Origin of the sequence: Arthrobacter sp. ZBG10 (assembly GCF_001238605.1) — a bacterium.
In the GTDB taxonomy this organism is placed as follows: Bacteria; Actinomycetota; Actinomycetes; order Actinomycetales; family Micrococcaceae; genus Arthrobacter.
In genome coordinates, this window is sequence record NZ_LFQH01000056.1 from 39,350 (window position 1) to 61,818 (window position 22,469).

A 22,469-nucleotide genomic window follows, 5' to 3' on the forward strand; every position below is an offset into this window, starting at 1 on the left:
TCCTCACCTTAGCTTCGTGGCTGGTTTCTTTGATGCGCCAAATCGCTCCAAAGCGTGCAGGAGCGGGGGAGTGGAGTGATGGAGCAGGTCCACCGGGCGCCGGCCTTCCAGGTCCGGGCACGGGGTAGCCATCCAGGCGCTGAAGTAGTTGTGCGCGATCCGCAGCTCCATCGCCCTGGCAAACAGGGCCAGAACTGCCGGCTTCACTTCCAGGGTGTCAGTGAACTGGTAGCCAGGACACAAAGTTTCTTCCCCGAGGAAGATCCTCACGAGCTGACGCATGACGGGTTCGGGATCCGCGTGCATCGAGGCGAGCCGGACCCGTACCTGGGCGAGGGTGGGAAGGCCGTACTCCGTACGGATGCCCTCCCATACCGCCGGCGGGATCGTCTCCCCATATACGAGCCCCTGGGCTGTGGCGGGGTTAGGTGGCGTCATCGATGGAGGTCAGGATCCAGTGATCGGTCATCGCCGGCTGTCGCAGCTGCATGGTCCGCAGCGGGGAAGCCGAATTGATCCTGACCTGGACCTGCCAGATGGTCGTGTCAACCACGGCCGCCCCGACCGGGACGCGGGCTTGGGTTTCCCACCACGATTCACGCTCGAACCAGCGGACCGGGTCCGCGGCCACGGCCCAGATATGCCCGTCGTACCTGACGGCCAAAGGGGTGCCGTCGAGGGTGAAGCGGACGTCCACCGCGGCCGCGAGGGGGGCTTCAGTCTGTACTGCTGTCACGTTGTGTTCTCTCTCCCAAAGTTCGTTCAAGTGTGGTGGTGCGGGTGACGGCCGAGGCCCACACCCATGTCGAGCGGCGCAGCGGCCCGTCCTGCCAGGACACCTGCACGGCTTTCTGTGTCCACGTGTGCGCAAGGCCCTCGATGAGCTCGGAGCAGTCCTGGAACCGGATCCAGGCTTTGACCGGGATCCCATGCACATCGACCTGCATCGGGGCGTTGTCCAGGTCAAGTTCTTCCGGGGTCAGCCCGATCGGGCCGGCCCGCCGGGCGTACCGGGCCTGCAGCCGCTTGAGCTGGTCACGGTCCATACCACACCTTTAGAACACTTCAACTAACGACACTCTTAACTATACGAAGATAGCTTCGAATAAATCTTACTGGTTCATCATGCACCCAGGCACCGACAACCACCACCCACGGGGGCCGGCCATTCCCTGGGGAAGCGCGGGCCGGTTCAGGCAGGCTCGCTGGTGCTCGCCCTGGTTGCGGTGCAACCAGGTGAACGGGCGTCCGCTGGCGCGGCCGGCTGTTGGGTGCTGCCGGTCCGTCGCAGAGCTCCTGCCCGTCATCACCTTTGTTCACGTCTTCGACGATGCTCCTATAGGCGTCAAATTGCTGCGGAAGTCTTGAGCTGCAGGTGGCGTGGGAAGCGGTAGTAGGGGAAGATGCCACGTTTACCTTCCTTCCGGACATGTACAGGATGAACACGCGCCGCGTGAACTAAGTTGGTTTGGGGGAATCGTGGAAATTGATAAGGACGAACAGCTCGATAGGGCTTTGATGCGGGTGGATCCTGCCCGGAAGTGGTTTCTGGAACCGGATCTTGTCAAGGGGCTCGGAACAGAGCTGGAAGCGTCGGATGTTGTCTCGACAGGAACTAGAAATCGAATAAAACGCGGTTGGATTGCTCTTGCTGTAGCAGGTGCTGTGACTGTTGGTGGAGTGGGAGCTGCTGGTCCAGCTGCCGCTGATTTCTTTAGCTTCCTGACCAGGACTGGAGAGATGCCGGAGACGCATTCTTCGGCTGCCGGGTTGCCGACGCCGTAAACGGAGGTGGTCCCGGGCTCGGAACTGATACGTCCCCTCGCGTCTGATTACGCCAAGTTCGCAAAAACTAAGTACGGCTCTCTCCCCATCCCCGACGGGATGGAAGAGGACCGGCTTAAGACTGAAGTAGCAAACAGTGAAGCTGTGAGCTACCAGCGCAATAGCCAAGGGGTTGACGTCATCACCCAGGACATTGCACCGGTGCTGAGGTACGAGGGTGTTGTGCGCTGCCTGTGGCTAAGAGAGTGGTCGGAAGGATATTCCGCTGCCGACGCAGGAGCCCGGTCCAAGGCGGTCGGTGTACTGAGGCAGTCTCTATCGTGGCCGGCCACGGTCGCCACCGATGGCGGTGGGGTGGTTGAACACATGACGACGGTGGTGGCCGCCGCTGAGTTAGGGGATTCTGAAGCGGTCCGGACCGGCTTCGGGGTCTGGGCGTGTTCGGATCTTCTTCGGGGACTTGATCAGTGAGACCGTCCTCGGCGGATACGACCACGACAAACAGCCTGCTTGGGGCGACGTCTTTGTTTGAGGACAGCATCAGAGACCTTAGTGCCGCGCTTCTTGGCTACTTTCTGCGCCGAGTAGAACCTGCAGAGGACGCTGCGGATTGTCTGTCTGAAACGCTGATGATCCTTTGGAGAAAAAGGGATCAGCTGCCTGGGGACGCCGACTCCATAAGGGCTTGGAGTTACGGCGTAGCCAAAGGCGTGCTGGCCAACTACCGAAGAGGAAGAATCCGTCGCGGTGCCCTGGCCGAACGGCTGAGGGCAGGTCTAGTCCATACTCCTTTGGCCCTGGAGGACGATGATGACCACGCACACATTGCCCTCTCTAGGCTGCGACCCAAAGATCGCGAGCTGGTGATGCTGATTATTTGGGACGGGTTCGGCGTGGGAGAGGCAGGGAAACTGCTCGGCTTGTCACCAACAGCAGCCAGGAGCCGGTACGCAAGGGCCCGCGCAAAATTGAAAGACATGCTCTGCCCTTCCGCCGGAGTAGCGCGGGAGATTCCATGAAACCTTACGAGGGTCCATTTCTGTTACTGCTGTTTTGCGCAGCTGCAGCTCTGCTGGTCCATATTGGTCTGCGTCTCACAGGCCGTAAGCAGTACAGGATCACCTTGGCTGTACTTCTCATCGGGCTTCCCATCGTTGGCGTTGTGCCTTTCTACGCACCAGGCATCCTTACGCCGGATCCGGAACCAGGAACAGCAGAGTCGTTCGCTGAAGGGATGAACCGACGCGCCGTGGTCCCGATCGTGTTCGCCGCGGAGGCTGCTGCGTTGCTAATGGTCCTCGGGATTGCGGAGTTGATGCTGCTCATTCGGCGTAAGCTCCGCGCCAACAGATGAGGCGCAAAGGCTCGCTGTCCGGCAATGTCCTCAGGACACCAGGCTTCCTCCGACTTCAGCGCCAGCTTCCCTGACGTGTAGATGGGCTGCCGTTTGCTGGGTGAGCCATTGGCGGTAGGTCGCCGCCAGTTCGTCGTTGCGGATGTGTCCGCGTTCTAGGCGGGAGATGATGGACACCCATTGGCCAAGTTCGCCGGCCACGGTTGTAATGGTGAGCCCGAGGTCGGTCCTCATGCGGCGGAGGTCGGAGTTGTCTGGTGCCGGTCGGGGGTTGGTGATCTGGCGATAGATCTCCCGGGCTGCGTAGCGTTTCAGGCAGCGCATGATTTCTCGTTTGCTCTTTCCTTCGGTCGTGCGCTTGAGCACGTAATCCTTGGTTCGTTGACACGAGCCCATGCGGACCAGGACTACCTGATGCAGGGCGTTGTTGGCGTTGCGGTCGCCGCCTCTGCTGAGCCGGTGGCGGGTTGTTTTGCCGGATGAGGCTGGTACCGGGGCGACCCCGACGAGTGATGCGAACTGGGCTTCGTTCCCCAGCCGGTCCGGGTTGTCCCCGACAGTGATCAGCAGCTGGCTGGCTACTTCAGTCCCGACTCCTGGGAGATCACAGAGCATCGGAGCATAGCTGTCGAGGACTTCCTTGAGTGCTGCGTCAGCAGCCTCGATTTCTGTTCCTAAGGACTGGCACCGGGCTGCCAGCGCTTTGAGCGTCAGAAGAGTTACGTACTCGGGGTCCGCCAGGTGTCCTGAAGGTCTCGTGCGCTGCAGGGCAGTAATCAGCGCGGAGGTGGGTAGCGCTCGGTATTTCGCCCGGACATTGTCCGGGGACGATACGAGGAGGGCCTTAATCTGGTTGATGGCCGCGGTCCGGGCCTTGATGGCTGATGCGCGCCCGGAACGTAGGATCCGCAGACATTCGACGGGGCCGTCTTTGGCTTTTGGGATCGCCTTTGTCCGTCCTTCGAGTACCGACTTGGCCGCTTGGTAGGCATCCAGCGGGTCGGACTTCCCCTTGAGTCGGCGGGCGGCCCGGTTTGGGCGGTTGACCTCCAGCACGGTCAGTCCTTCACCCCGGAGGGTTCTGGCGAGCTCGGCGCCGTAGGAGCCTGTTCCTTCGACACCGATGGCGGTGACTGTGCCGTAGCTGGTGATGAAGTCGATTATTTTCCGGTATCCGGATCCCACGGCAAGGAATTCCCTGTCCGCGAGGGGTTTGCCGTGTTCGTTGATGACGGCTACGTGGTGTGTGTCGGCATGGGTGTCGATGCCCGCGATGACTCTTGATGGTTCGCTTGCCAAGATGAAAATGCCCCTCAGTCGCGTCGAATGCTGATTGAATCGGGCGCGGGCCAGGTGGGCAGACAAAACGGTAATGGGACTGGTCGTATCAGGCTCCTATGAGGTCATGTCCGCCTGGCTCGACACCCCTTTTAACGGACCTTGAGCCGGCGGACAGATCGTCGGAAAGACAGTGCCGCCAGGCACGTCAGTTTTTGGTTGGGTCACGCCGGCTCAAGGACTTTTCCAGTATTACCGTTTTTTGGTTGCTGTCCTCCGGATTCTAGGCGTCCGCTCCACCCCGTCTAGCCCCTGTCGTTCCTCCAGGGGCCTGCGGCCCGCAGGATCGGCTGCGGCGCTCCTGCGTCGCTTATTTCCTTCGCAGATCCCGCGGCCCTTGCCCTGACGGGTAGACAGGGCTCCGTCGGCCACCGAGCAAGCAAGCTTGCCAGCAACCAAAAAACAACGGGGGAGAAAGAGGGGCAGCTGGCCCGGTGACGCCGTCCCCTCACCACCCCCATCCTCAGCAAAGGACCAAAACCATGACTGATTCAGTACGCGCCACCGGCCCCGCCGACGTTCTCAGCTTCATCCCGCACGCCCTGGGTTCCGTTCCCCGGGAATCCTTCGTTTTCATCACCGTCAACAACGGGCGGCTGGGCGCGACCCTGCGCCTTGATGTTCCTGTAGCGGCGGCAACCCCGGCCATGTACGCCCGGATCGTCGCCGGGCACCTCGCAGCGGACCCCGCCGCCACCTCGGTGCTGCTGGCGGTCTACACCGACCAGACCGGCGCGCCGGAGCTGGCCCGCCCGTTCCACGAGCACATCGAAGCCCTCATTGAGGTCCTGGACGAGGCCGGGACACCGCTTAAAGACGGCTGGCTGGTGACCTCCAGCCACTGGCAGAACCTCCTGTGCGACGGGCAGGACGACTGCTGCCCGGCCTACCCGCTGGAGAGCATCACCGACAGCGCCCTGAACGCTGAAATGGTTTACCGCGGCAGCACCTACAACCAGGACCCGGGCGCGACCTACACCCCCTACACCGGCCCGGCAGAGACCGAGGAAAACATCATCGCGGCCATCGCAACCCAGATGATCACCGGGACCGAACACGCCGAAGCCCTGTGGGCCAAGGCGCTTACAAGCAACGGACCGATTCCCGAACAGGACCGGATCGAGCTGCTGGCAACACTGCAGATCCCCACCGCCCGGGACATGGTGCTGTGTACCATCATCGACCCGGACCTGAAAACCGCTGACGGGGCAGAGGACCTGCTCATCGGCAAAGTCGCCCCGGACTGGAACCGCGTGGACAAAGCCCAGGAACGGGCACGGGAACTCATCAATGCAGGACCCACCGGCTACCGCGCCCCGTTGCTGACTTTGATCGGCTGGACCGACTTCCTCAAAGGCCGGGCATCCTCAGCATCGAACCACTTCACCCAAGCCAGCAATGACAGCCCAGGCTTCCGGCTCGCGGAACTGCTGACCGGCGTGATGAACCTCGGCACCGTCGCGGAAATCGCGAAGAACCCCGCCACCGCCTACAAACCCAAGCACTAACACCAACGGAGGGGGCGGGCCATCACGGTCCGTCCCCTTCAAGCGGGGGCGGGCGGCCTCCCCCGCAGGCTCCGCCGGCCGCCTGTCACGCTCGCGCGGGCGCAGCACCACCGGGCAAACACGCAAACACCCGCCGGGTTAGAGTGGAAATACGACAACCAGGCAGGAAACCCCATGAGCCACGGATATATCCTCACGGACCAGGACAAAGCCCCTGAAGGCATTACCGCGGCCGAAGAAGCCATCGAGCTGGCTATCTTGGGGAACGACGAAACAACAGGCCCCACGGACTTCACCTGGGACCACCAAGACCAGCAATACTAAAACCCCGCAGCGATGACGCTGCCCCATGGATTTCCTTTTGCTGAGGGAAAACAGGAATGGCCGGCACCCACAGGGTGCCGGCCATTCCGCTCTCCAGCCCCGCCGCAGCGCGACTCATGTACTCACCCGGGCAGGCTTGCGGGGGCTCGGTTGGCGCGCCGCATTCTCGAAGTGACCACTCAGCTGACTGTGAACCAGAAGCGCGTGACAGAACTGATCCAGCAAAGCCCCGCGGCGCCGCTGTTGGAGATGGTGGGCGCCGGGGCTGTCACAGTCGCCACCGTCCTGACAGCGTGGTCGCATCCAGGAAGGGTTCGCTGCGAAGCCGCCTTGCCTCACTGGCAGGAGTGAATCCCTTGCCCGCCTCAAGCGGCAACACTGTCCGGCACAGGCTCAACCGGGGCGGTGACAGGCGTCTCAACCGGGCCCTGCACACCATCATCATGACCCGGATGACCCGGATGACCCATGACCCCGGAACAAGGGACTACGTCACCAAACGCACCCAAGAAGGCCGCAGCTACCGCGAAATCCGCAGGTCCCTCAAGCGCTACATCGCCCGAACGCTTTACCGCCAATTGAATGTCCTCTGCGCCACTGCGCGGCCCGATCCTACGTTGCCGGGGTAGGCCCTTACCGGAATAGGAGCAGCGCTTGAGCATGCCGGGCTGCGAGATCACAGTCAGCTCAATGCAGGATGTGGCGGTCTTCGGCGGCGAAGGAGTGGAGTTCGTCGAAGGCGCCGCGTTCGATTTTGGCTACCCACTGTGGATCGGACAGCAGGGCGCGTCCGACTGCGACGAGGTCGAACTCATTGCCGCGGAACCGGTCGATGATTCCGTCCATGCTTGTAGTTTTCGCCCGACCACCGTCTGTGTATGCCGTCCAGAGGTCACCGTCCAGTCCGACGGAGCCGACAGCTATGGTCGGGAGCCCTGTCAGCTTTCGGACCCACCCGGCGAGTGTCAGCGGCGAACCCTCAAAGGCTGGTTCGAAGAATCGGCGGGTGGAGACGTGGAAGATGTCTACGCCCGCCTCTGCGATGGGGTGCAGGAGGGCTGCGAGTTGTTCGGCGGTCGGGGCGAGTGCGGCGTTGTAGTCGCCGGCTTTCCAGTTGGAGAGGCGGAAGCTAATGGGGAAGTCCGGACTGGTGGCTTCCCGGCAGGCCGTAATGACTTCCACGGCAAAACGTGCACGACCGGCGGGGTCCCCGCCGTAGGCGTCGGTGCGCTGATTGGTGCGTTCCCAGAGGAACTGGTCGATGAGGTAGCCGTGCGCGCCGTGCAGCTCGATTCCGTCAAAATCCAGATTTTGGGCAGTCCCGGCGGCGCGGGCGTAGGAGGCAACGATCTCCTCGATGTCGGCCAGGGATGCCGCGCGGGCGGCGGGGATCTTGTCGTAGGAGACGCCGGACGGCGAAATGCTGGGCACCTCCGGCTTTGGCCCGGTTCCAGGTGCGCGCCGTCCGCCCCGGTGCCAGAGCTGCGGGATGATTGCCCCGCCTGCAGCGTGGACGCCGTCCACGACCGCTCGCCAGCCATCAAGGGCCGTATCGCCGAAGATCTGCGGTACGTCAATGGAGTCGCCCGCGGCAGGATGGTCGATGTAGGTGCCCTCGGTGATGATCAGTCCCACTCCGGCAGCGGCCCGGCGGGAATAGTAGGCCGCGACGTCGGGTCCCGGAACTCCGTTGAGTGAGAATTCACGGGTCATGGGGGCCATGACGAAGCGGTTGCGGAGTTTCAGCGGGCCGAGGTCGAATGGCGTGAAGAGGGGCGAGAGGTCTGCTGTCTGGATGGGCGCCGGCATGGTGCTCCTAAGGAGTTGTGGCGAAAGGTGTAGGGAGGCTTAAAGGTCGGTGGCCACAGAGGACCGAAAACGGGCGATGGCGTCCTCATCACGGGCGAAGTAGGTCCACTGTCCGATGCGCGTGGTCTGCACGAGGCCGGCGTCTGAGAGGGTGGCCATGAACTGCGAGGCAGTGGACTGTGACACCTCGCAACGCTTCCGGATGCTCGAGACGCACACACCGTAACGAGTGGCATCGACTTTTTGTTCTTCAAAGTTCGCCACGGGGTCCCTAAGCCACTGCAGGATCGCCAGGCGGTGCGGATTGGAGAGTGCGCGCAGGGCCGCAAGCAGCTCATCCTGCTGGAGTTGGATCCCGGATTCCTCATGAGTAGTCACTCCATAAGATTACCGCAATATCGTTATATCGCAATTTACCGATATGCATGCTAAAAATTAAACCCTCCCCTTTGAAAGGAACGATCATGCCCATCACCACAGAAGTTTCCGCCGCCGTCCAGAACTGGAGCTCCAGCCTGGCCGCACTTCCTCCCCTGCTGCGGGGGGAACCGTCGGACACAACCCTCGATGAATTGCGCACCTCATACGACGAGATGCTGGCCGCCCATCCCACCCCGGAAGGGGTCTCCATCAAGGAGGTGGACATGGGAGGGGTGCCAGGGATCGTGGTAACGCCCGAGACCGTGGATGAGGACCGCGCACTCTTCTACATCCACGGAGGTGCTTACATCGTCGGCAGCCCCGCGGGCTACCACGGGCTCGCCGGAAACTTCGCGCTGCGCCTGAAGGCCCGGGTATTCCTGCCCCATTACCGGCTCGCTCCGGAACACCCCTTCCCTACGCCCATCAACGATGTCGTCGACGCCTACCGCTGGCTGCTGGATCAGGGACAAGACCCCGAGCGCCTCATGGTCGCCGGCGATTCCGCCGGCGGAGCAATGACAGTCACAGTCATGATCAAGGCCCGGAACCAGGGGTTGCCGCTTCCGGCGGCCGGGGTTGCCCTGTCACCATGGGCGAACCTGGAACACACAGGCGCGTCGATGACCAACCGGGAAGGCCTTGACCCCCTGAACAGCAAAGCGGTCCTTGACCTGTTGGCCCGCTCGTTCCTGGGCGGGGCACTGCCCAACGACCCGGACGCATCCCCGGTCTTCGCCGACGTACGGGGCCTGCCACCAATCCTGGTGACAATAGGCGAGAACGAACTCATGCTCAGCGACGCAGTCCGCCTCGCCGCGCACCTGGCCGAGAACCGCGTACGAGTCAGCCTCGACGTCTGGCCAGAGATGTTCCATGTCTGGCACATGCACCAGGACCAGCTCCCCGAAGGACGAAAGGCCCTGGATGACGCCGCCCGGTTCCTGCTCGAGGCCCTGCCCACCCGTTAGGGAGAAGCTTTCGGCCGCCGCTCCTGTGCCCTCGATCAGCCTGCGCCCTAGGTGTACTCAGTCAGCAGGTGCAACCAACCTACTGACTGAGTACACCTAAGCCGGGCGGTGCTGGTGTCCGAGGCGGCCGAACTGGCCGAGCTCCTCGCAGGGTAGTCCTTTCAGGTGGCCGTCCCGTTACCCGGGCGGTCACTCGGGCGGTCCGCCATCGTGGCCGGCTTGCGCTGTGGTTCTGAGCGGCGGACCGCCATTCACACACTCAGTGCCGACTACCGGGGGCGCGCGGCCGACGAAGTCAGGGACCCCGAAAGCAGACCCGGGTGCTGATGGAGGTTTCGCACGGCTCACCAGGAAAAGGGCGTCCGCTGGCGCGGCCGGCTGTTGGGCCAGGGCGTGCCGTCGCAGAGCTCCGGACCCCCTGGCCCTGTTCTGTCTACGACGTTTTGGCTGCTGTCCTTCGGATTGTACGTGTCCGCTCCGGCCCGTCTAGCCCCTCCTCCGCCAGATCGGTTTGCCCGTTACTGTCAAACGTGATTACCAAAGCGGAGGTCCGTGAAGTCAGCGTGTAGCCAGTGGCGGTCTTCAGCAGGTCGGCTTTCACCCCGGCGGGGGGTGTGAACGCGGTCGTGGATCCGGATACGGGGGTAAAGAGGGCGGAGTATCCGTCCCCGGCGGTGTAGAGGACCCCGGACGAGGTGGACGAGAGTGTTCCTGCAGCGCCTGCGGCGAGGGTCCACCGCGGCCCGGCGCTGTTGGTTGTGTCAGTGGATTGGGAGTTGAACACGACACCCACCGGAATTTCGCTGTTGATGCCGGGGAGGGAGAGCCCGGTGATGGAAAGCATCAGGTTTCCTGTGCCGACATCAACCGAGCCGCTGACCTGGTCATTGATCGGCAACGGCAACCGGGTCGCCCCGGGCCTGCTGCCGAGCTTCCCAATGGTGGATTGCGCCCCGGTACTTGCTGCCGGGATAGCGGCCAGGCCCGGGCCGGCCGTGGCGAGCAGCAACGCCATCCCCGAGGCCCCGGCGACTGCGCCACGGTACAACGAAGCCGGCGGCACATGGCCACCGGCTTGCTGACGTGAATGGTTCCGTGGCGCTTTGCGCCGGCCCCCAATAAGCATTTTTGCTTCCGACTCGGAAAGTGTGATGACGCTCACGGTACGGGGCGAAACCTGCGTTGAATAGATAAACCCCCGCGACAAAAAACAGTAAGGATGCTGACAACTTCTGTCACAGTGTCCAGGATGCTCTCCACGCCGCGAATCTGTCGCCATCCCAGAGTCGGGGGAGTAGTGAGTGGAACGGCAAGCAGGTACTGATTACTGTGCCCGGTTCGAGATGTGGCCGCATAGTTTGGTCCTATCGCGTCCGGCAGCGTTGGTAGTAGGGGTAAAACCCGCCCGTCCGCTTCCGTATGTGAGCAGCACGGCCGTATCAGCCTGGGGCAGGAACCCCCAGGGTTACGGTTCCGGGACGCGCGCCGAATCTCGGGGCGGCCGGCGAACTGAAGGGGATCAGTCCATGCAAAGACGCACCACAGTCACAACCCTCGCTCTGACCGCGTTCCTTGCCCTTGCAGGGTGTGGAACAGGCACCGGAACAACGCCGGCAACCTCCGCTGCACCGGAACCATCATCCAGTCCGGAACCCAGCCCCGCGAAGACCTACACGGATGCAGACCTCAGCTCTGTGCTGGCCACCCTGAAGGACGCCCAGGGCCGCCCCCTGACCGTGGTTCCCGCGGCGCAGATCGACCAGGGCATCATCAAAGCCAAGGAACTGCTGAAGACCGCCGTGTTTACCCCGCCCGAGTGCAAGGCCCTTTCCGACAGCAACGCCCAGGTCCCCGAGGACAGTACCTACGCTGCCGGGACCACCGTGTCAGCGGAAGCAAAAACATCAATCGTGGTGACCGTCATTGCCCTCAAAAACGCCCAGGAAATGGCCGATCAGCTCGAAGCGTCCAAGAACGCCGTGGCCACGTGCAGCAACTTCACGATCGAACTTGGCGGGCAGAAGATCACCACCGAGATCCAACAAACAGACGTGAAAACCACAGGAGACCAATCATTCGGCGCCCTCGGCAAACAAACCCTTGCCACGGGGGAAACCCAGACAACGTTGACCATGACGGGCATCAAAGGCACCCTGGCGGCCACAGCAGTGAAAGTCGGACCCGCGGTCACCCCGAACGACGCACCCGAGCTGGCCCAACTCATCGACACCGTACTCGCCCACGGCTAACCAACACTATGGCGCTCAAATCCAGGGGTCTCTGGTGCAGCAGCCTACTGGCAAGGCAGGCGAAGAGCTCTCACCTGAACGGGCCGAGGCACTTTGTGTCAGAGCATTTTGAGTCGGGTGTTTTGGAATAAATTTTGAGACGGCCATGTGACGCGAAATTCTATGGTTTTCCTGACATCACCTGGTACGAGAGTCGTAGCTGGCCGATCGTCTCAGTTCCTTGGAAATGGAACGTCCTACGCGGAGGCTTAGGGGTCCTGAATAGACTTGGTTGAGGGGACTTGTAGCTACTGTGGTGCCATGACGTCACGAATGATCGTTCACCTCATGTGGGGAATAGCCGGGCTCACTCTGGGCGCGTGTCTAGCGTTGTTAGTCGTGAACAATTGGACGCCCAATTGGATTGAAGCGACAGGCACGTGGTTTGGTGCCGTTGCAACGGTTCTCACACTTTTGTGGGCCGTTCGAAGTTTCCGCTCGGACCAGGTCGAGCGTGAGAAAGCCCGTCAAGCTGACTACGAAAAGACCAGAGATGAGCAGCTCGCGCGCGAACAGGCCGAGATGAATCAGGCCAAAAGTGTGTCCATTTCCTTGGAGGGTGGTGCCGCCTACGGTTCAGGACCGGATCAGATGATGACGAGCTTTCACGTCAGGATTAAGAACCGCTCGAAATACGGGGTATCCGTACGCGCCATGACACTTGATGAGAGGCTAAAACCCATGCGTCCGCTGCCTGCTGACGTACACGTAGCGTCGGGAGATGACTTCCGCCAGATGGTTGAGATTCAAGATGTACCTGCGCGCTCGGAGGAACTCAGCGGCAGGGCGATGAATCGGTTTACTGTCGAAATGACCTATCTCATTGACGGACATGACTGGCGTCGTAGCTCCACGAGCAGCCCGGAACGCTTGTAGATCGGACTAGGATTCCTCTTCGTGTGGAGGGGCAGCTCTTTTGTTAGCGGGGTCGGTGGGGATGCCTGAGCGCGTAGGAACGAAGCTCCCGAACCAGATCGCGACGTTTCTTGGCGACTACTGTCTTGTGGCCGCTTACCGCGCGGCCACGAACCCATCCGGCCCCGTTCGCTTGCCCTTGCAAGGCAATTCCTAACCCGCGGGCTGGGTAGCTGAGAGACATGCTTTCCCCAGGTCCAATGGTTTTTGGTAGCTGATCATCCCAAGGACCGGGGTCCATGTATGCGAAGTTGTTCCCTCCGGCCAACTGCAGGGTCAGAGCAGTTATTTGCGTGGTTATGTTGGGGCTCTTGTTTGTCACTTCGACTGTGACCCGATCTTCCCCCTCCAGGATGTCCCCGTCATGGCCGATCATTGTTGACCAGGAGGTGTTGACTTTGAGTCTTAGGCGGTCCGCATAGCGGAAAAAGAGGGTCAATCCGACGGCGAAGAGCGAGATCAAGAGTGCTGCAACCGGGATGATCTGTTCCCACCACGAGTTGACCAGCTGTACTTGAACAGTCTCCGCGGCAATATCCATTCCCTGAGACTAAACGGTGCCCTCTAAACGACGTAACCGATACCTGGCTTAGGGGAAATGCCATCACCAAAGATTAGATTGTGCGCCGCATGGCATGCTTGCCTTGTTGGCCGCTATCCAACAACACAGTAGAAAAGGAGCGCCCTGGTCCATGCCAGGGCGCTCCTTTTGCTTTCATATGGATTCGAATCGTGCAGGCTACAGGCGAAGCCTTCCGTGGTTGTCTTTGCCGGATGCAGTCAACATTTTGGCTATCCGATAACGAGGCTCATGCCGAGGGAATTGGCTATGGTGCGAGTAGAGGTGAAGAGCACGTCGGGGGAGCACACGTTTGCGCCGAGGTCTTGAGCGGGTGCGCAGCCGTTGGTGTCAGCGTTGATTACGGCTTGAATCATGCCCACTGCCCCTACTGTTCCGTTGGCGCGGGGCATGAGGACGGGCCCGCCGCTGTCGCCTTGGATTGCCGCAATTTGCCCAGCTGTCTGCTGGTAGCCTTCGATTTGCCAGGCGCCACCGTAACCGTCGTTATGCCAGCGACGCATGCTGATGACTTTGATGTTGCAATGGACACCGGAGTTTCCTCCGCTCGTGCAAACGGAGTCGCCTAGGGAGACGTCTTGGAACCCTGAGACGGTTTTTGAATAGCCTGCGCTGTTGTTCCAGGCGCCGTCGAACATGTACCAGCTGCCGGTGCCGCTCATCAGGGATGCTTGGCCGTCCGGCGAATCGCGGATCTCTGTTCCGTAATAGGCCCCACCGAGCCGGGCGTACCAAGAGCCTTGTTGGCAGTGCCGTGCCGTGATCGTGTAGGTGCGGTTGGCGTCCCGTAGGGCAAACCCGGTACTGCAGGTGCCTCCGCCGATGCGGGCCATGTAGCCGCCGGCGTTGAACGGAGCGTAGTCATTGGATCGTGTCGCTGCGGGAGTAGTTTTCTGTTTGTCCTTCACGCGCACTTCTACGCCTGCAGCCTGTTTTGCGATTGCTGCCACGTTTGGCAGATCCGGTGTGGCTTTACCGATGGCGTTGCCTTCGATAGCGATGGCTCCATCATCATCACGAACACCGATTATTCCGTCGATCTGGAACCCTAGCGCAGCGAAGGACTGTGTCTTGGCTTCGATCTTCTTGACTGCGGCATAGATTTGCGGGATCGAATATGGTCTTTCCGCGAAGGTAACGGCAATCCCGCGGGCTTTGGCCTCGGCAGCCACTGTGTCCCGCAGCGGCGACGGCCCTTTCCAGAGGACTTTAGTGGCCAGGTTGGATGCGTCGTTCACCTGTTCGACGTATCCGGCTTCTTCGGTCCCTGGGAGTGTAATGACCCACCCCTTGAAGTCTGAGAGTTGTTGCTGGTTGGCGATGAACGTGGAGCCTTTCGCCTGCGCATAGTTGTCAATTTCGCTCAGACCGGTTGGGCTTGGTGAAGGATCCGGGCTGGCAACCGCTGCGCCCCCTCCAATTCCTGTCAAAGCCAGCATGACAATGACAATTGTTGCGGTGCGGACGGCGTGAGTGGCTAACGTCACTATTCACCCAGTTTTCGGTTAGGTAGATCAGTCGTGGATTAAGTCATGGTTGATTTGCACCCCTGAGGGTGGTGATCAAAAAGTAGGGTGTAAGTCACTCTTGAATTTGAGCGTGTCTGTTCCGCTGGTCCAGGTGAGTATGCCCTGGCTTAATGCCATGTGGATGGGCCGCTTCAGGAAATCCGTCACCCATAGCTGTTGCTCGCCGCTATCAGCCGTGCAGCCGGACGCGCCTGTTGCTATGTCCTTCGCAGCAAGGGTGTCTCCCGTGATTGTTGCTTTGGCGCTCAAGGGTCCGCATGGCGTGGTCACGCTTAGCTGGAGTTCTCCGTTGACGGAAGCCAATGCCGTTGTGACGCTGCCCGCCGTCACCCAAGGGAGTTCTGCGCTACCTGATGTGCCGGAAACGCTGCTGTACGTAGTGCAAGGTGCCGTGGGCAGGAAGGCAGCGCATATTTCCGTGGGCGGGGTTGTGCTGGTTGAGCCAGCCATTGAGCTGGTAGGCGTTGTAGCGCTGGTGGTGGATGTTGCTGAAAGCGGGGAGCTGGTCGTGTTCCGAGCGGGTACTTCAGTACCTGGTCCGCCCGTTTTGGGGTCTCCGCACGACGCGAGGAGTAGCGCAAGAAACAAAGACGGGACAATGCTCTGCCACAACCAATTGCGTTTCATTGTGCTCCCCTAGAAAGTGAACTGAACGGAGCATATACCGCACCCAGGGCTTTGTCACCGGATACAGGAAGGATTTATTAGCCGGATCTATTCTCTATGAGAGGACTGTTCCAGACTTTTCCTCCGGAAATTTACAAAGAACTGAATCCTGTGGGTTCGAGTAGGTCTCCAACGCGTTATTCGTCATGAATGCGCTGAGTCTGCGCTCGGACAAAGCGGACGCTGTTCACCTCCATTCGGACGGCCCTGCGCTCAATCAGTCGCCCCTCGTTCCACATCCGAGGCCACCGCCGCCACCGTCCGCGCGTGATGTTTCATCCGCTTCAGCTAGGAGCTACTTGCACCGTCTTGAACCTGAAGGGGCCGCCGCATCCGGGTCCGAAGGGATGCTCCCCGGTTGATTCCGTCTCTATTGGCAAAACACGGGCTACGCGGTCCCCTGAAGTGGACATTGCTTCCACGGAAATCGAGGTGACGCTGACAAGTGAATTTAGGTATGGCGGTGACTGCGGTACCAGCCATTTTCCCTCAGCGTTTCTCGCTACCGGCTCAGGAGCGCAACTCTCCCCAAGACAAGCCGCTACTGACTCCGGCGGGGTGGAAAAGGCCAGCTCCACGTCACCCATATAGGCGTCACCGACCGCTGGACACTCCCGACTTGCCCAGGGCATACGGCCGAGCAGGACAGCACATGCCAACGCGGCGACAACGGCGCCTGCCGCAAGCAGAAGTACGCTCCGGAGCTTCATAGTGTGAGCCTAACCCGCCTTCTACTCGCCGGAGAGCGGTCCTGTGGCGTAACCCGTTCGCCTTTCAGTCGAAACCTTTTTGCGGCGGCCGCGGTAAGCTCCCCGGGCCATCGCCGGGGGCCGAGTTGCATCGGTGGATATGAACGCCGTTGCCCCAATAGAGGATCCTGTCTGGCCGGAACTGCTCTAGGTTCCAGGCGCCGGCAAAGGTGTAGTAGCCGCCTGCAACGTGGCACTCGTACTGCTGACGAAATGAAGCCTTGAGATTGACGCCAGGTTTCTTTGCCTGAAGCTCCCACCATCCTTCATTGAGGAAGATCGTTATCCCGACACCGGGCGTGTGGATGCTATGCCCGTAAGTCGACTTGGTCGCATTGACGGTCAGCTGGCTATTCATTGAGCCGTTCCAGGTATTCGAGAACAGATCTTTACCCATCCAGGGATCTGCCACCACCGGGTAGGCGGATGGAGCCAGGAGGGAGTGATCGATGACCTGTGTAATGGTTAGCCCGTCGACCTCATAGTGAGTGGGTACTGGGGTCCCGGAAGAATCTTTAGCCCACGCGGGGGCAATCCCGGCGAGGTAGTTGCCGTCGGCGTTGCGGAAGATGAGTGCGCCACTGTCAATCGACTCGATCGACGCCGCGCCTGGGACGGAAGTTTCGTAGGAATAACGAGATGGAGCCTCATTCGTGGAAATGAGCGTCGTGATCTGTACCGATCCGTCCTCCTTGACAACCGGCACAGAGGAGGCGTCGTTGTTGTGGTCGAAGACCTGACGTCCGCCCTCGAGGATAGTTGCGTCCGTCGTGCTATCGGCAAAAGGAAGAGTGATCCCAGCGGTGACTACTCCATCCTTGCTCAGAGTGATAGGCACCTTCGGATCGAAGGGAATGTCGGTCGTTTTAGTAACCACACTAGGGGTTGAAGATCTCATCTGATCTGTCGACCCTACTTCGGTCAGAGTGGCCGAAACTGAGTCGCCATCAACGGTAAGACCACTGAAGATGTTATCCAACACTTCTGGTGCGACCTTGGTAATGATGCCATCAACGGAGGCTCGCGAGTCCGAGCCTAGAGACTCATCGTTCGCAAGTGACGGCGATGCAAACGCCGGACACAACAGCCCCACAAGTATTGATGACAAGAGTGTAGCCCGATATGTTTTTTTCAATTTTCCCCCAAATAGAATTTACAAACAGCAGTATCGTAACTGATTTAATTTGGGGTGGTGAAGCGGCAGAAAAACGCCTTATCCGCCCGCTAGAAGGACCGCCCTGCATCTAATGAAACCCAATATTCTCGTGAGGACAACCGCGATCTATCGAAGACAGCCGGTATTGCTCCAACCTTGAACCGTGTCGCAAGTGGCGACGTTCATGGTGGCTCAGGACGGGGACGATACGCCTCCCGGCAGGTACTGGGCTCCCCTTGATAAAAAGCCAGATAGTTTGACGTTCAATCATCTTGGACGTAGTCCCATCGGATGATCTATTGCTCGCAAGGTCTAGAAAGTAGATCGAGACTTCCAGCCGTGGTTTCATGGGGACATGAAAAACTGGGTATGGGGAAAAATCGGAACGGTGGCTTTGATACTTGGTATTGGACTAAGTTTGCTGGGAATCTTCCAGCCGGGATTAGTTTGTGACGTGGACGACGTATCGGCAGGCTGTCCGGCCACGCCAGCTTTTGCGTGGATGTCGATCTCGGGAATTCTGCTGATTCTTGTGAGTATTCCCGTTCTAATTCGATCTAGGAAACAGCAGAAACTACCCCTTGACGTCGCTGGAAAATTTAGCCCCCTGCCTAAAGCCTAAGTTTTCCTCCTAAAAATTACAGTCCATAGCGCACTGATGAGCGCGTACAAGGATGATTGCGGGAGTCCGTTAAATTTTGCTTGGCGCGGCTGCCCAGTGGCCCTCCCTGGATAATCTTCGCCTTTCATTCGTTGCGAAGTATCAGGGCATCCAGTCGGCCGGCGGCGCGACAGTCACCAGTCGCGGTGTGTAGTCCTGTGCCCGGTCAAGGAATGCGTGTTGCCGTTGGCAGCCTTTGAACGGCCCCGTTCCGGAAAACAGTGTGCGGGCCTGTGGGTCCCAGTGCTGGATCCACCAGGCCGACATGGGGCTGCGTCCAGTCGTGCTGCTACGGCTGCGCATTCGCATGCGGCCTTCTGGCCACCTGCATAGCCTGCGCAACAGTAGGCTGCCCATGGTGTGTCAGCCTGAACTGCTGCAACCGTTCTTCCTGCTATCCGATCGTCAGGTGCGGTCCCTACTAAGGAGTGATCATGTCACTGTCAGCCCAAAAGGCAACACAGCCGACCAAACGCAAGGATGTCCTTCTCGGGGCGATATTCGTCCTGGCTGCAGTTACCACCACAGTTCTCCTGTGGCCCAGCAGCGGTGTGCCGGCAGACCAGCAGCTAAGAGTGTTCTTGATTGGTTGGGCAGTGTGCGCCCTCTTGCTGGCCGGCGTTGTTGCCGCACCGGCATCTCGCAGTAGCACAAGAGCCGCCCAGGCCGTTCTTTGGCTTGGTCTGGGCCTGGTGACCGGTCTGGGCCTAGGCACAATTCCATGGGGCGGCCTGGGTTCGGGCCCTGTGTGGCAGATATGGCTGACCTTGGTCGTTGCCGTTGGATACCTGCAGCAGCTCCAACGGCGCAGCCGACACACCGGTCGTCCGTAGCCCGTCGAGGTGCAAAGGAAAGCCCCGTCAGAAAGTGAACTGCTCCCCGTAAGTTGGACTGAAAATTCAGTTTCGACTTACGGGGAGCAGTTTTGCGTTCGAGTAGTTCTTTGTCGGCCGATCAGCGCACAACGGCTGTAGCGTGGTTTGAGAAGGGCCTTGCTTACACGGCGACAGCCACCATGCTGGGTGTGCCTCGTAAGTCTCGTGGGCCTGTTAAGAGGCTGTATCGGCGGTGGAGGATCCATGGTCAAGGTGCGCTGTGAGGAAGCCTGCTCAGTCGTACACGTTCGAATTCAAGCTCGCCCTAGTGCAACGGTTCCTCGCTGGCGAGACTGCACCGGCCTTGGCGGAAGAGGCCGGCTTATCATCGGCCGTGCTTCTCAAGTCGTGGGTGCGTCCCTACCGCCGTGAAGGCGTGGACGCCTTACGCCCAAAACCCAAGGGCAGACCCCGGAATCCGGACGGGACTGCCCCCAGCTTGCAGAAGTATCCGAGCTAGAACGGCTACGGCGGGAGAACGAACGCCTGCGGGCCGAAGTCGCATATCTGGGAAAATTGCGCTCTTGAGGGGTCAAAAACAAAGGTGAAGGCCCAGGCCCTCATCGCCCTCAAGGCTGACTTCCCGCTTCCGCTTCTTCTTCATGTCCCAGGCCTTCCCAGAAACCTGACGGGCTTTCGCGTCGGGTGACTAGGCTGTTTGTCACTCCCAGTCGACGCAGTATGCGGGTCCGTCCTTTTCGCCGGATTGGGGGTCCTGCACCACGAGTTCTTCGGCCATGAACTCATCACCGGGTCTCAGGCCTCGACGACGTCAGCTACATCCGGATCCAATCACAGCCTAAGCATCCGGTGCTCTAATTGATTCCGAAAGTGTTAGGCGCAGTGAGTCATGCCAATAACGGGATGTGGACAATGTCAACACTTTCCGGTTCGGATCGGGTGGTTCAGGGGCCGGGCTGGCCCGGATTCCGCACGTTTCCGGGACGTCCCTGTATTCGCAAGGCCCGGAAGACAGTTCGAGTCCCACCTCGGGCACGGCATACCCCCTCGTCAGAGGGGGTTTTTGCTTTAACGTGTGCCTGGGTGGTCGGGTTCCTCTGACACTGGCCGCGAGGTGTGCCTGGCACCGCGGGTCGCCTGTGAAGTTATGGGGAGCGGGTTCAGGGTCGTGGCTGGTTTGGCCCTCCGCTGGCTGTGTACTGGGGCTATGCGTTCCTCTCTTGGTTCGCCCGGTAGGTAGCGGTTGGCCTACACCTCTTCATGGGTAGGGGGACTGAGGGCAACATGACTTCGAGAACATGCTTCGAGGCCGCGAGGATCCGCCTCGCTCCTGGCATGACAAGGCGATTCGCCGTTGCTTTGTCAGGCCAAAATGGGTGTGGACACTGTCCACACCTAAATCTTCTTTATAGCCACCGATTGCGGCCATGGAGTTTTTCGTTCTTCGGTGAGTTCAGCCGACGCAATGCTGAGGGCCAAGTGGGCGACGGTTTGCAGTCCGCGCGGTACTTGAAACGAGTGGCCTTGACCGCTGGTGAGGCATCGCTGCGGTCGGCAGGGTCCTCTACTACGGGTTGATCGCTGGGCGAGGCCCGTTCGCTCGACCGCAGCACTCAGACGGCGATGTCGCGAGTGAGAGTACTCGCGGCATAGCCGTCTGAGAGTTGCGTATGAAGTCAGGCGGGGATGATCTGAAGGTCGATTCGCGAGGGATGTGCCGCATCGTGCAGGATGCGCTGTTGAGCAACTCGGATCGTGGTGCCCACGTTCGCCGGCTCACCGGTGTTGAGGTTGCGGTCCCATCGAGGAAAATTGCTCGATGTCACGTGAGCGCGCAGACGGTGACCGGCCTTGATCAGGATCGATGTCGACCAGAGGTCGATGGTCACTTCGTCGATCCGTCCCGCCTCGGTGTGAACCCGGGTGATTCCGTCAACGATGTTTCGGGACACCCCTTCGGAGTCCACTTCGCATAGTCGGACCACCCAATCAGTGGACGGGCCGTCTGTGGCCGCGAACAACGTCGCACTGATGCGGCCGGTGATCTCGACATCCAGCTCGAGCGGCGCGGTGGTGAATACCAGCACGTCGTCGCGCTCCTCGGCGATCCTCTGATCGTAGGGCCCGGCAGGGTAGTCCGACCCCATCACTAGGTTTCCACCGCGCGTCATGACCGGGTCGGCAGGGTCATATTCATAGGTGGACGCCGCATCCGTCGACTCGGGCGCGTCCCACCTGAGGGCGGACTCCTCGTCCAAGTAGAGCGGTGTGGTGACGGCGCGGGCAAGGGGCCAGTCCGTTTCGGCGCGCCAGGCGTTGGCTCCCATCACGAAGATCAGCACGCCTGATTCATGGGCGCTAGTGGCGGGCGTGTCGCGCAGCCAGTGGTCGTACCAGTCGAAGTTGATCTTCGAGATCTGCTCCCCGCCGGGGGAGAGCATTCCTAGGCCGAAGTTCACCTCGCCGACTTCTCCCAAGGTAGCGCCAGCATTGAGTGAGGAGTGCGACCACGGCCCGACGATGAGGCGTGTGGCGGCACCCTGCGCGCGCATCCCCACGTAGTTGTCCACCGATCCCTGGACGAATACGTCGTACCAGCCTGCAATGTTGAGTGACGGCACGCTGAGCTTTTCGTAGTGCCCGTCCACGCGGGATTCGTCCATGGTCGATCGGTCTTCCAGGGCGCGAGCCACCCCGACGTCCGGCATGCCGAGATCTACGAAGAACGGTTGCGCTGCCGCAGGCAGCTCCCAGAACCTCTCCTTCAGCGCCGCAAAGTGGCCTAGAGCCTGCCCCATCTTCGGGAACGCTATTTCCGGCGGATAGGTGTGCAGGAAGTGGGGGAGAGCGTTCATTAGACCCCACCAGGAGTTGAGTCCGAGTTCGACGGCGCCGCCACGGAACATCAATCCGTCCGCCGGATCGCTCCAGGTGACCAACGGCGCCATCGCTCGGAGTTCCGGGGCGTGAGCGATCGCGCTGCTCCATTGCGTGCTACCCGTGTAGCTACCCCCGAAGGTGCCCACCTTGCCATTGCTCTTGGGGAGGGTAGCCGCCCACGCGATCGTGTCGTATCCATCCTCGCGCTCGTATTTCATCGGCATCCACTCACCTTCCGACTTGCCGCTGCCGCGGGTGTCTTGGCGAACGATGATGAAACCGGCGCGCAAGCCATCGATCGTATCGAAGTTGGCGGTGGACCGATAGTTCTTGTCGTATGGAGTGCGCTCCACGAGCACCGGGAACGGGCCGTCCCCCGCTGGCCAAGCTACGTCGGCCATGAGCACTGTGCCGTCCCGCATGGGAACCGGTAGATCGAATTTCATGGTGATATCTGACATTCCGGAAGAATCTCCTCTAACTGGGGGCAGAATTGCCCAGATCTGTCCTTGAGCGTGTGGGTTGAACGTCCAGTGCTGAGGTGGCGCACACCGCACTGCTTTGATGGCGCAACCGGTTATGAGCGAGCCGTCGTCACCGGGCGGACTCTCGTGTCAGTGGGTGTCGAGGTCGGTGCGGCGTCCTGCGGTGATGGGGAGGATGAGGAGTGCTCCGAGGGTTGCGATGATGGCGCCGACGA

General features: G+C 60.6%; 22 protein-coding genes and 1 pseudogene. 11 read left to right on the forward strand and 12 right to left on the reverse strand.

The features are described 5' to 3' along the window. Window positions 1-3 precede the first annotated feature (3 nt). The 3 genes from ACU18_RS14105 to ACU18_RS14115 are packed head-to-tail and all read right to left on the reverse strand — an operon-like array spanning window position 4 to window position 1,046. The gene (locus tag ACU18_RS14105) at window positions 4-438 is read right to left on the reverse strand and encodes a hypothetical protein (protein ID WP_050686519.1); all 435 of its coding nucleotides are present in this window, start codon (window positions 436-438) and stop codon (window positions 4-6) included. Continuing rightward, window positions 425-736 carry a hypothetical protein gene (locus tag ACU18_RS14110; protein WP_231686093.1) on the reverse strand — a complete coding sequence of 104 codons (312 nt, stop codon included), beginning with the start codon at window positions 734-736 and terminating at the stop codon, window positions 425-427. Before ACU18_RS14110 ends, ACU18_RS14105 begins: the two co-directional genes overlap by 14 nt. Next, window positions 717-1,046 carry a hypothetical protein gene (locus ACU18_RS14115; RefSeq protein ID WP_050686523.1) on the reverse strand — a complete coding sequence of 110 codons (330 nt, stop codon included), beginning with the start codon at window positions 1,044-1,046 and terminating at the stop codon, window positions 717-719. Before ACU18_RS14115 ends, ACU18_RS14110 begins: the two co-directional genes overlap by 20 nt. A gap of 433 nt (window positions 1,047-1,479) precedes the next feature. Between ACU18_RS14115 and ACU18_RS19690 the strand changes: the two genes are divergently transcribed. The 3 genes from ACU18_RS19690 to ACU18_RS19695 all read left to right on the forward strand — a co-directional run bounded on the left by ACU18_RS19690 (window position 1,480) and on the right by ACU18_RS19695 (window position 3,139). Then, window positions 1,480-1,785, forward strand: a complete 306-nt coding sequence (locus ACU18_RS19690; protein WP_157407714.1) for a hypothetical protein — start codon at window positions 1,480-1,482, stop codon at window positions 1,783-1,785. A 467-nt stretch (window positions 1,786-2,252) separates the two neighbouring features. Continuing rightward, window positions 2,253-2,804: a sigma-70 family RNA polymerase sigma factor gene (locus ACU18_RS20450; protein ID WP_082178341.1), complete on the forward strand. Its 552-nt coding sequence runs from the start codon at window positions 2,253-2,255 to the stop codon at window positions 2,802-2,804. Continuing rightward, window positions 2,801-3,139: a hypothetical protein gene (locus tag ACU18_RS19695; protein ID WP_157407716.1), complete on the forward strand. Its 339-nt coding sequence runs from the start codon at window positions 2,801-2,803 to the stop codon at window positions 3,137-3,139. The genes ACU18_RS20450 and ACU18_RS19695 overlap by 4 nt, the downstream gene beginning before the upstream one ends. A gap of 30 nt (window positions 3,140-3,169) precedes the next feature. Here ACU18_RS19695 and ACU18_RS14125 read toward each other — a convergent pair whose 3' ends face one another. Then, window positions 3,170-4,504: an IS110 family transposase gene (locus tag ACU18_RS14125; protein WP_231686094.1), complete on the reverse strand. Its 1,335-nt coding sequence runs from the start codon at window positions 4,502-4,504 to the stop codon at window positions 3,170-3,172. A gap of 455 nt (window positions 4,505-4,959) precedes the next feature. Between ACU18_RS14125 and ACU18_RS14130 the strand changes: the two genes are divergently transcribed. The 3 genes and pseudogenes from ACU18_RS14130 to ACU18_RS14135 all read left to right on the forward strand — a co-directional run. Beyond that, window positions 4,960-5,985 carry a DUF4192 family protein gene (locus ACU18_RS14130; protein ID WP_050686528.1) on the forward strand — a complete coding sequence of 342 codons (1,026 nt, stop codon included), beginning with the start codon at window positions 4,960-4,962 and terminating at the stop codon, window positions 5,983-5,985. Window positions 5,986-6,159: 174 nt separating this feature from the next. Further along, window positions 6,160-6,309, forward strand: coding sequence for a hypothetical protein (locus ACU18_RS19700; RefSeq protein ID WP_157407718.1), 150 nt, complete (start codon window positions 6,160-6,162; stop codon window positions 6,307-6,309). Between the two features lie 132 nt (window positions 6,310-6,441). Next, window positions 6,442-6,938: pseudogene (locus tag ACU18_RS14135) on the forward strand (transposase); the annotation flags it as partial. Window positions 6,939-6,996: 58 nt separating this feature from the next. On the opposite strand, the gene ACU18_RS14140 reads toward ACU18_RS14135, so the two are convergent. After that, on the reverse strand, window positions 6,997-8,118 hold the full coding sequence (locus tag ACU18_RS14140; protein ID WP_050686530.1) for an NADH:flavin oxidoreductase: 1,122 nt from the start codon (window positions 8,116-8,118) through the stop codon (window positions 6,997-6,999). Window positions 8,119-8,157: 39 nt separating this feature from the next. Beyond that, window positions 8,158-8,496, reverse strand: coding sequence for an ArsR/SmtB family transcription factor (locus tag ACU18_RS14145; protein ID WP_231686095.1), 339 nt, complete (start codon window positions 8,494-8,496; stop codon window positions 8,158-8,160). 86 nt (window positions 8,497-8,582) lie between these two features. Between ACU18_RS14145 and ACU18_RS14150 the strand changes: the two genes are divergently transcribed. After that, window positions 8,583-9,509, forward strand: a complete 927-nt coding sequence (locus tag ACU18_RS14150; protein ID WP_050686531.1) for an alpha/beta hydrolase — start codon at window positions 8,583-8,585, stop codon at window positions 9,507-9,509. A gap of 433 nt (window positions 9,510-9,942) precedes the next feature. Here ACU18_RS14150 and ACU18_RS14155 read toward each other — a convergent pair whose 3' ends face one another. After that, window positions 9,943-10,524 carry a hypothetical protein gene (locus ACU18_RS14155; protein ID WP_050686532.1) on the reverse strand — a complete coding sequence of 194 codons (582 nt, stop codon included), beginning with the start codon at window positions 10,522-10,524 and terminating at the stop codon, window positions 9,943-9,945. Window positions 10,525-11,035: 511 nt separating this feature from the next. Between ACU18_RS14155 and ACU18_RS14160 the strand changes: the two genes are divergently transcribed. Both ACU18_RS14160 and ACU18_RS14165 read left to right on the forward strand, forming a co-directional pair. After that, on the forward strand, window positions 11,036-11,758 hold the full coding sequence (locus tag ACU18_RS14160; protein ID WP_157407720.1) for a hypothetical protein: 723 nt from the start codon (window positions 11,036-11,038) through the stop codon (window positions 11,756-11,758). 300 nt (window positions 11,759-12,058) lie between these two features. Continuing rightward, window positions 12,059-12,673 (forward strand): hypothetical protein, encoded by a 615-nt coding sequence (locus ACU18_RS14165; protein ID WP_157407722.1) that lies wholly within the window; start codon window positions 12,059-12,061, stop codon window positions 12,671-12,673. A gap of 43 nt (window positions 12,674-12,716) precedes the next feature. Here ACU18_RS14165 and ACU18_RS14170 read toward each other — a convergent pair whose 3' ends face one another. Continuing rightward, entirely contained in the window at window positions 12,717-13,253 is a 537-nt protein-coding gene (locus tag ACU18_RS14170; protein WP_050686535.1) for a hypothetical protein, read from the reverse strand. A 251-nt stretch (window positions 13,254-13,504) separates the two neighbouring features. Further along, window positions 13,505-14,779 (reverse strand): hypothetical protein, encoded by a 1,275-nt coding sequence (locus ACU18_RS14175; protein ID WP_050686536.1) that lies wholly within the window; start codon window positions 14,777-14,779, stop codon window positions 13,505-13,507. Between the two features lie 112 nt (window positions 14,780-14,891). Here ACU18_RS14175 and ACU18_RS20265 point away from each other — a divergent pair, with 112 nt between their 5' ends. Next, the gene (locus ACU18_RS20265) at window positions 14,892-15,461 is read left to right on the forward strand and encodes a hypothetical protein (RefSeq protein WP_231686096.1); all 570 of its coding nucleotides are present in this window, start codon (window positions 14,892-14,894) and stop codon (window positions 15,459-15,461) included. An 800-nt stretch (window positions 15,462-16,261) separates the two neighbouring features. On the opposite strand, the gene ACU18_RS14180 is transcribed toward ACU18_RS20265, so the two are convergent. Together ACU18_RS14180 and ACU18_RS20455 are read right to left on the reverse strand one after the other, a co-directional pair. Then, window positions 16,262-17,344: a hypothetical protein gene (locus ACU18_RS14180; RefSeq protein WP_157407726.1), complete on the reverse strand. Its 1,083-nt coding sequence runs from the start codon at window positions 17,342-17,344 to the stop codon at window positions 16,262-16,264. Window positions 17,345-18,155: 811 nt separating this feature from the next. Further along, window positions 18,156-18,410 (reverse strand): DUF4913 domain-containing protein, encoded by a 255-nt coding sequence (locus ACU18_RS20455; protein WP_082178342.1) that lies wholly within the window; start codon window positions 18,408-18,410, stop codon window positions 18,156-18,158. Window positions 18,411-19,148: 738 nt separating this feature from the next. Here ACU18_RS20455 and ACU18_RS20370 point away from each other — a divergent pair. Continuing rightward, a complete protein-coding gene (locus ACU18_RS20370) occupies window positions 19,149-19,388 on the forward strand; it encodes a helix-turn-helix domain-containing protein (protein WP_197273589.1) in 240 nt (79 codons plus the stop codon). A gap of 1,177 nt (window positions 19,389-20,565) precedes the next feature. Here the strand turns inward: ACU18_RS20370 and ACU18_RS14185 are convergent. Then, on the reverse strand, window positions 20,566-22,230 hold the full coding sequence (locus ACU18_RS14185) for a CocE/NonD family hydrolase (RefSeq protein WP_050686539.1): 1,665 nt from the start codon (window positions 22,228-22,230) through the stop codon (window positions 20,566-20,568). Window positions 22,231-22,469: the final 239 nt, after the last annotated feature.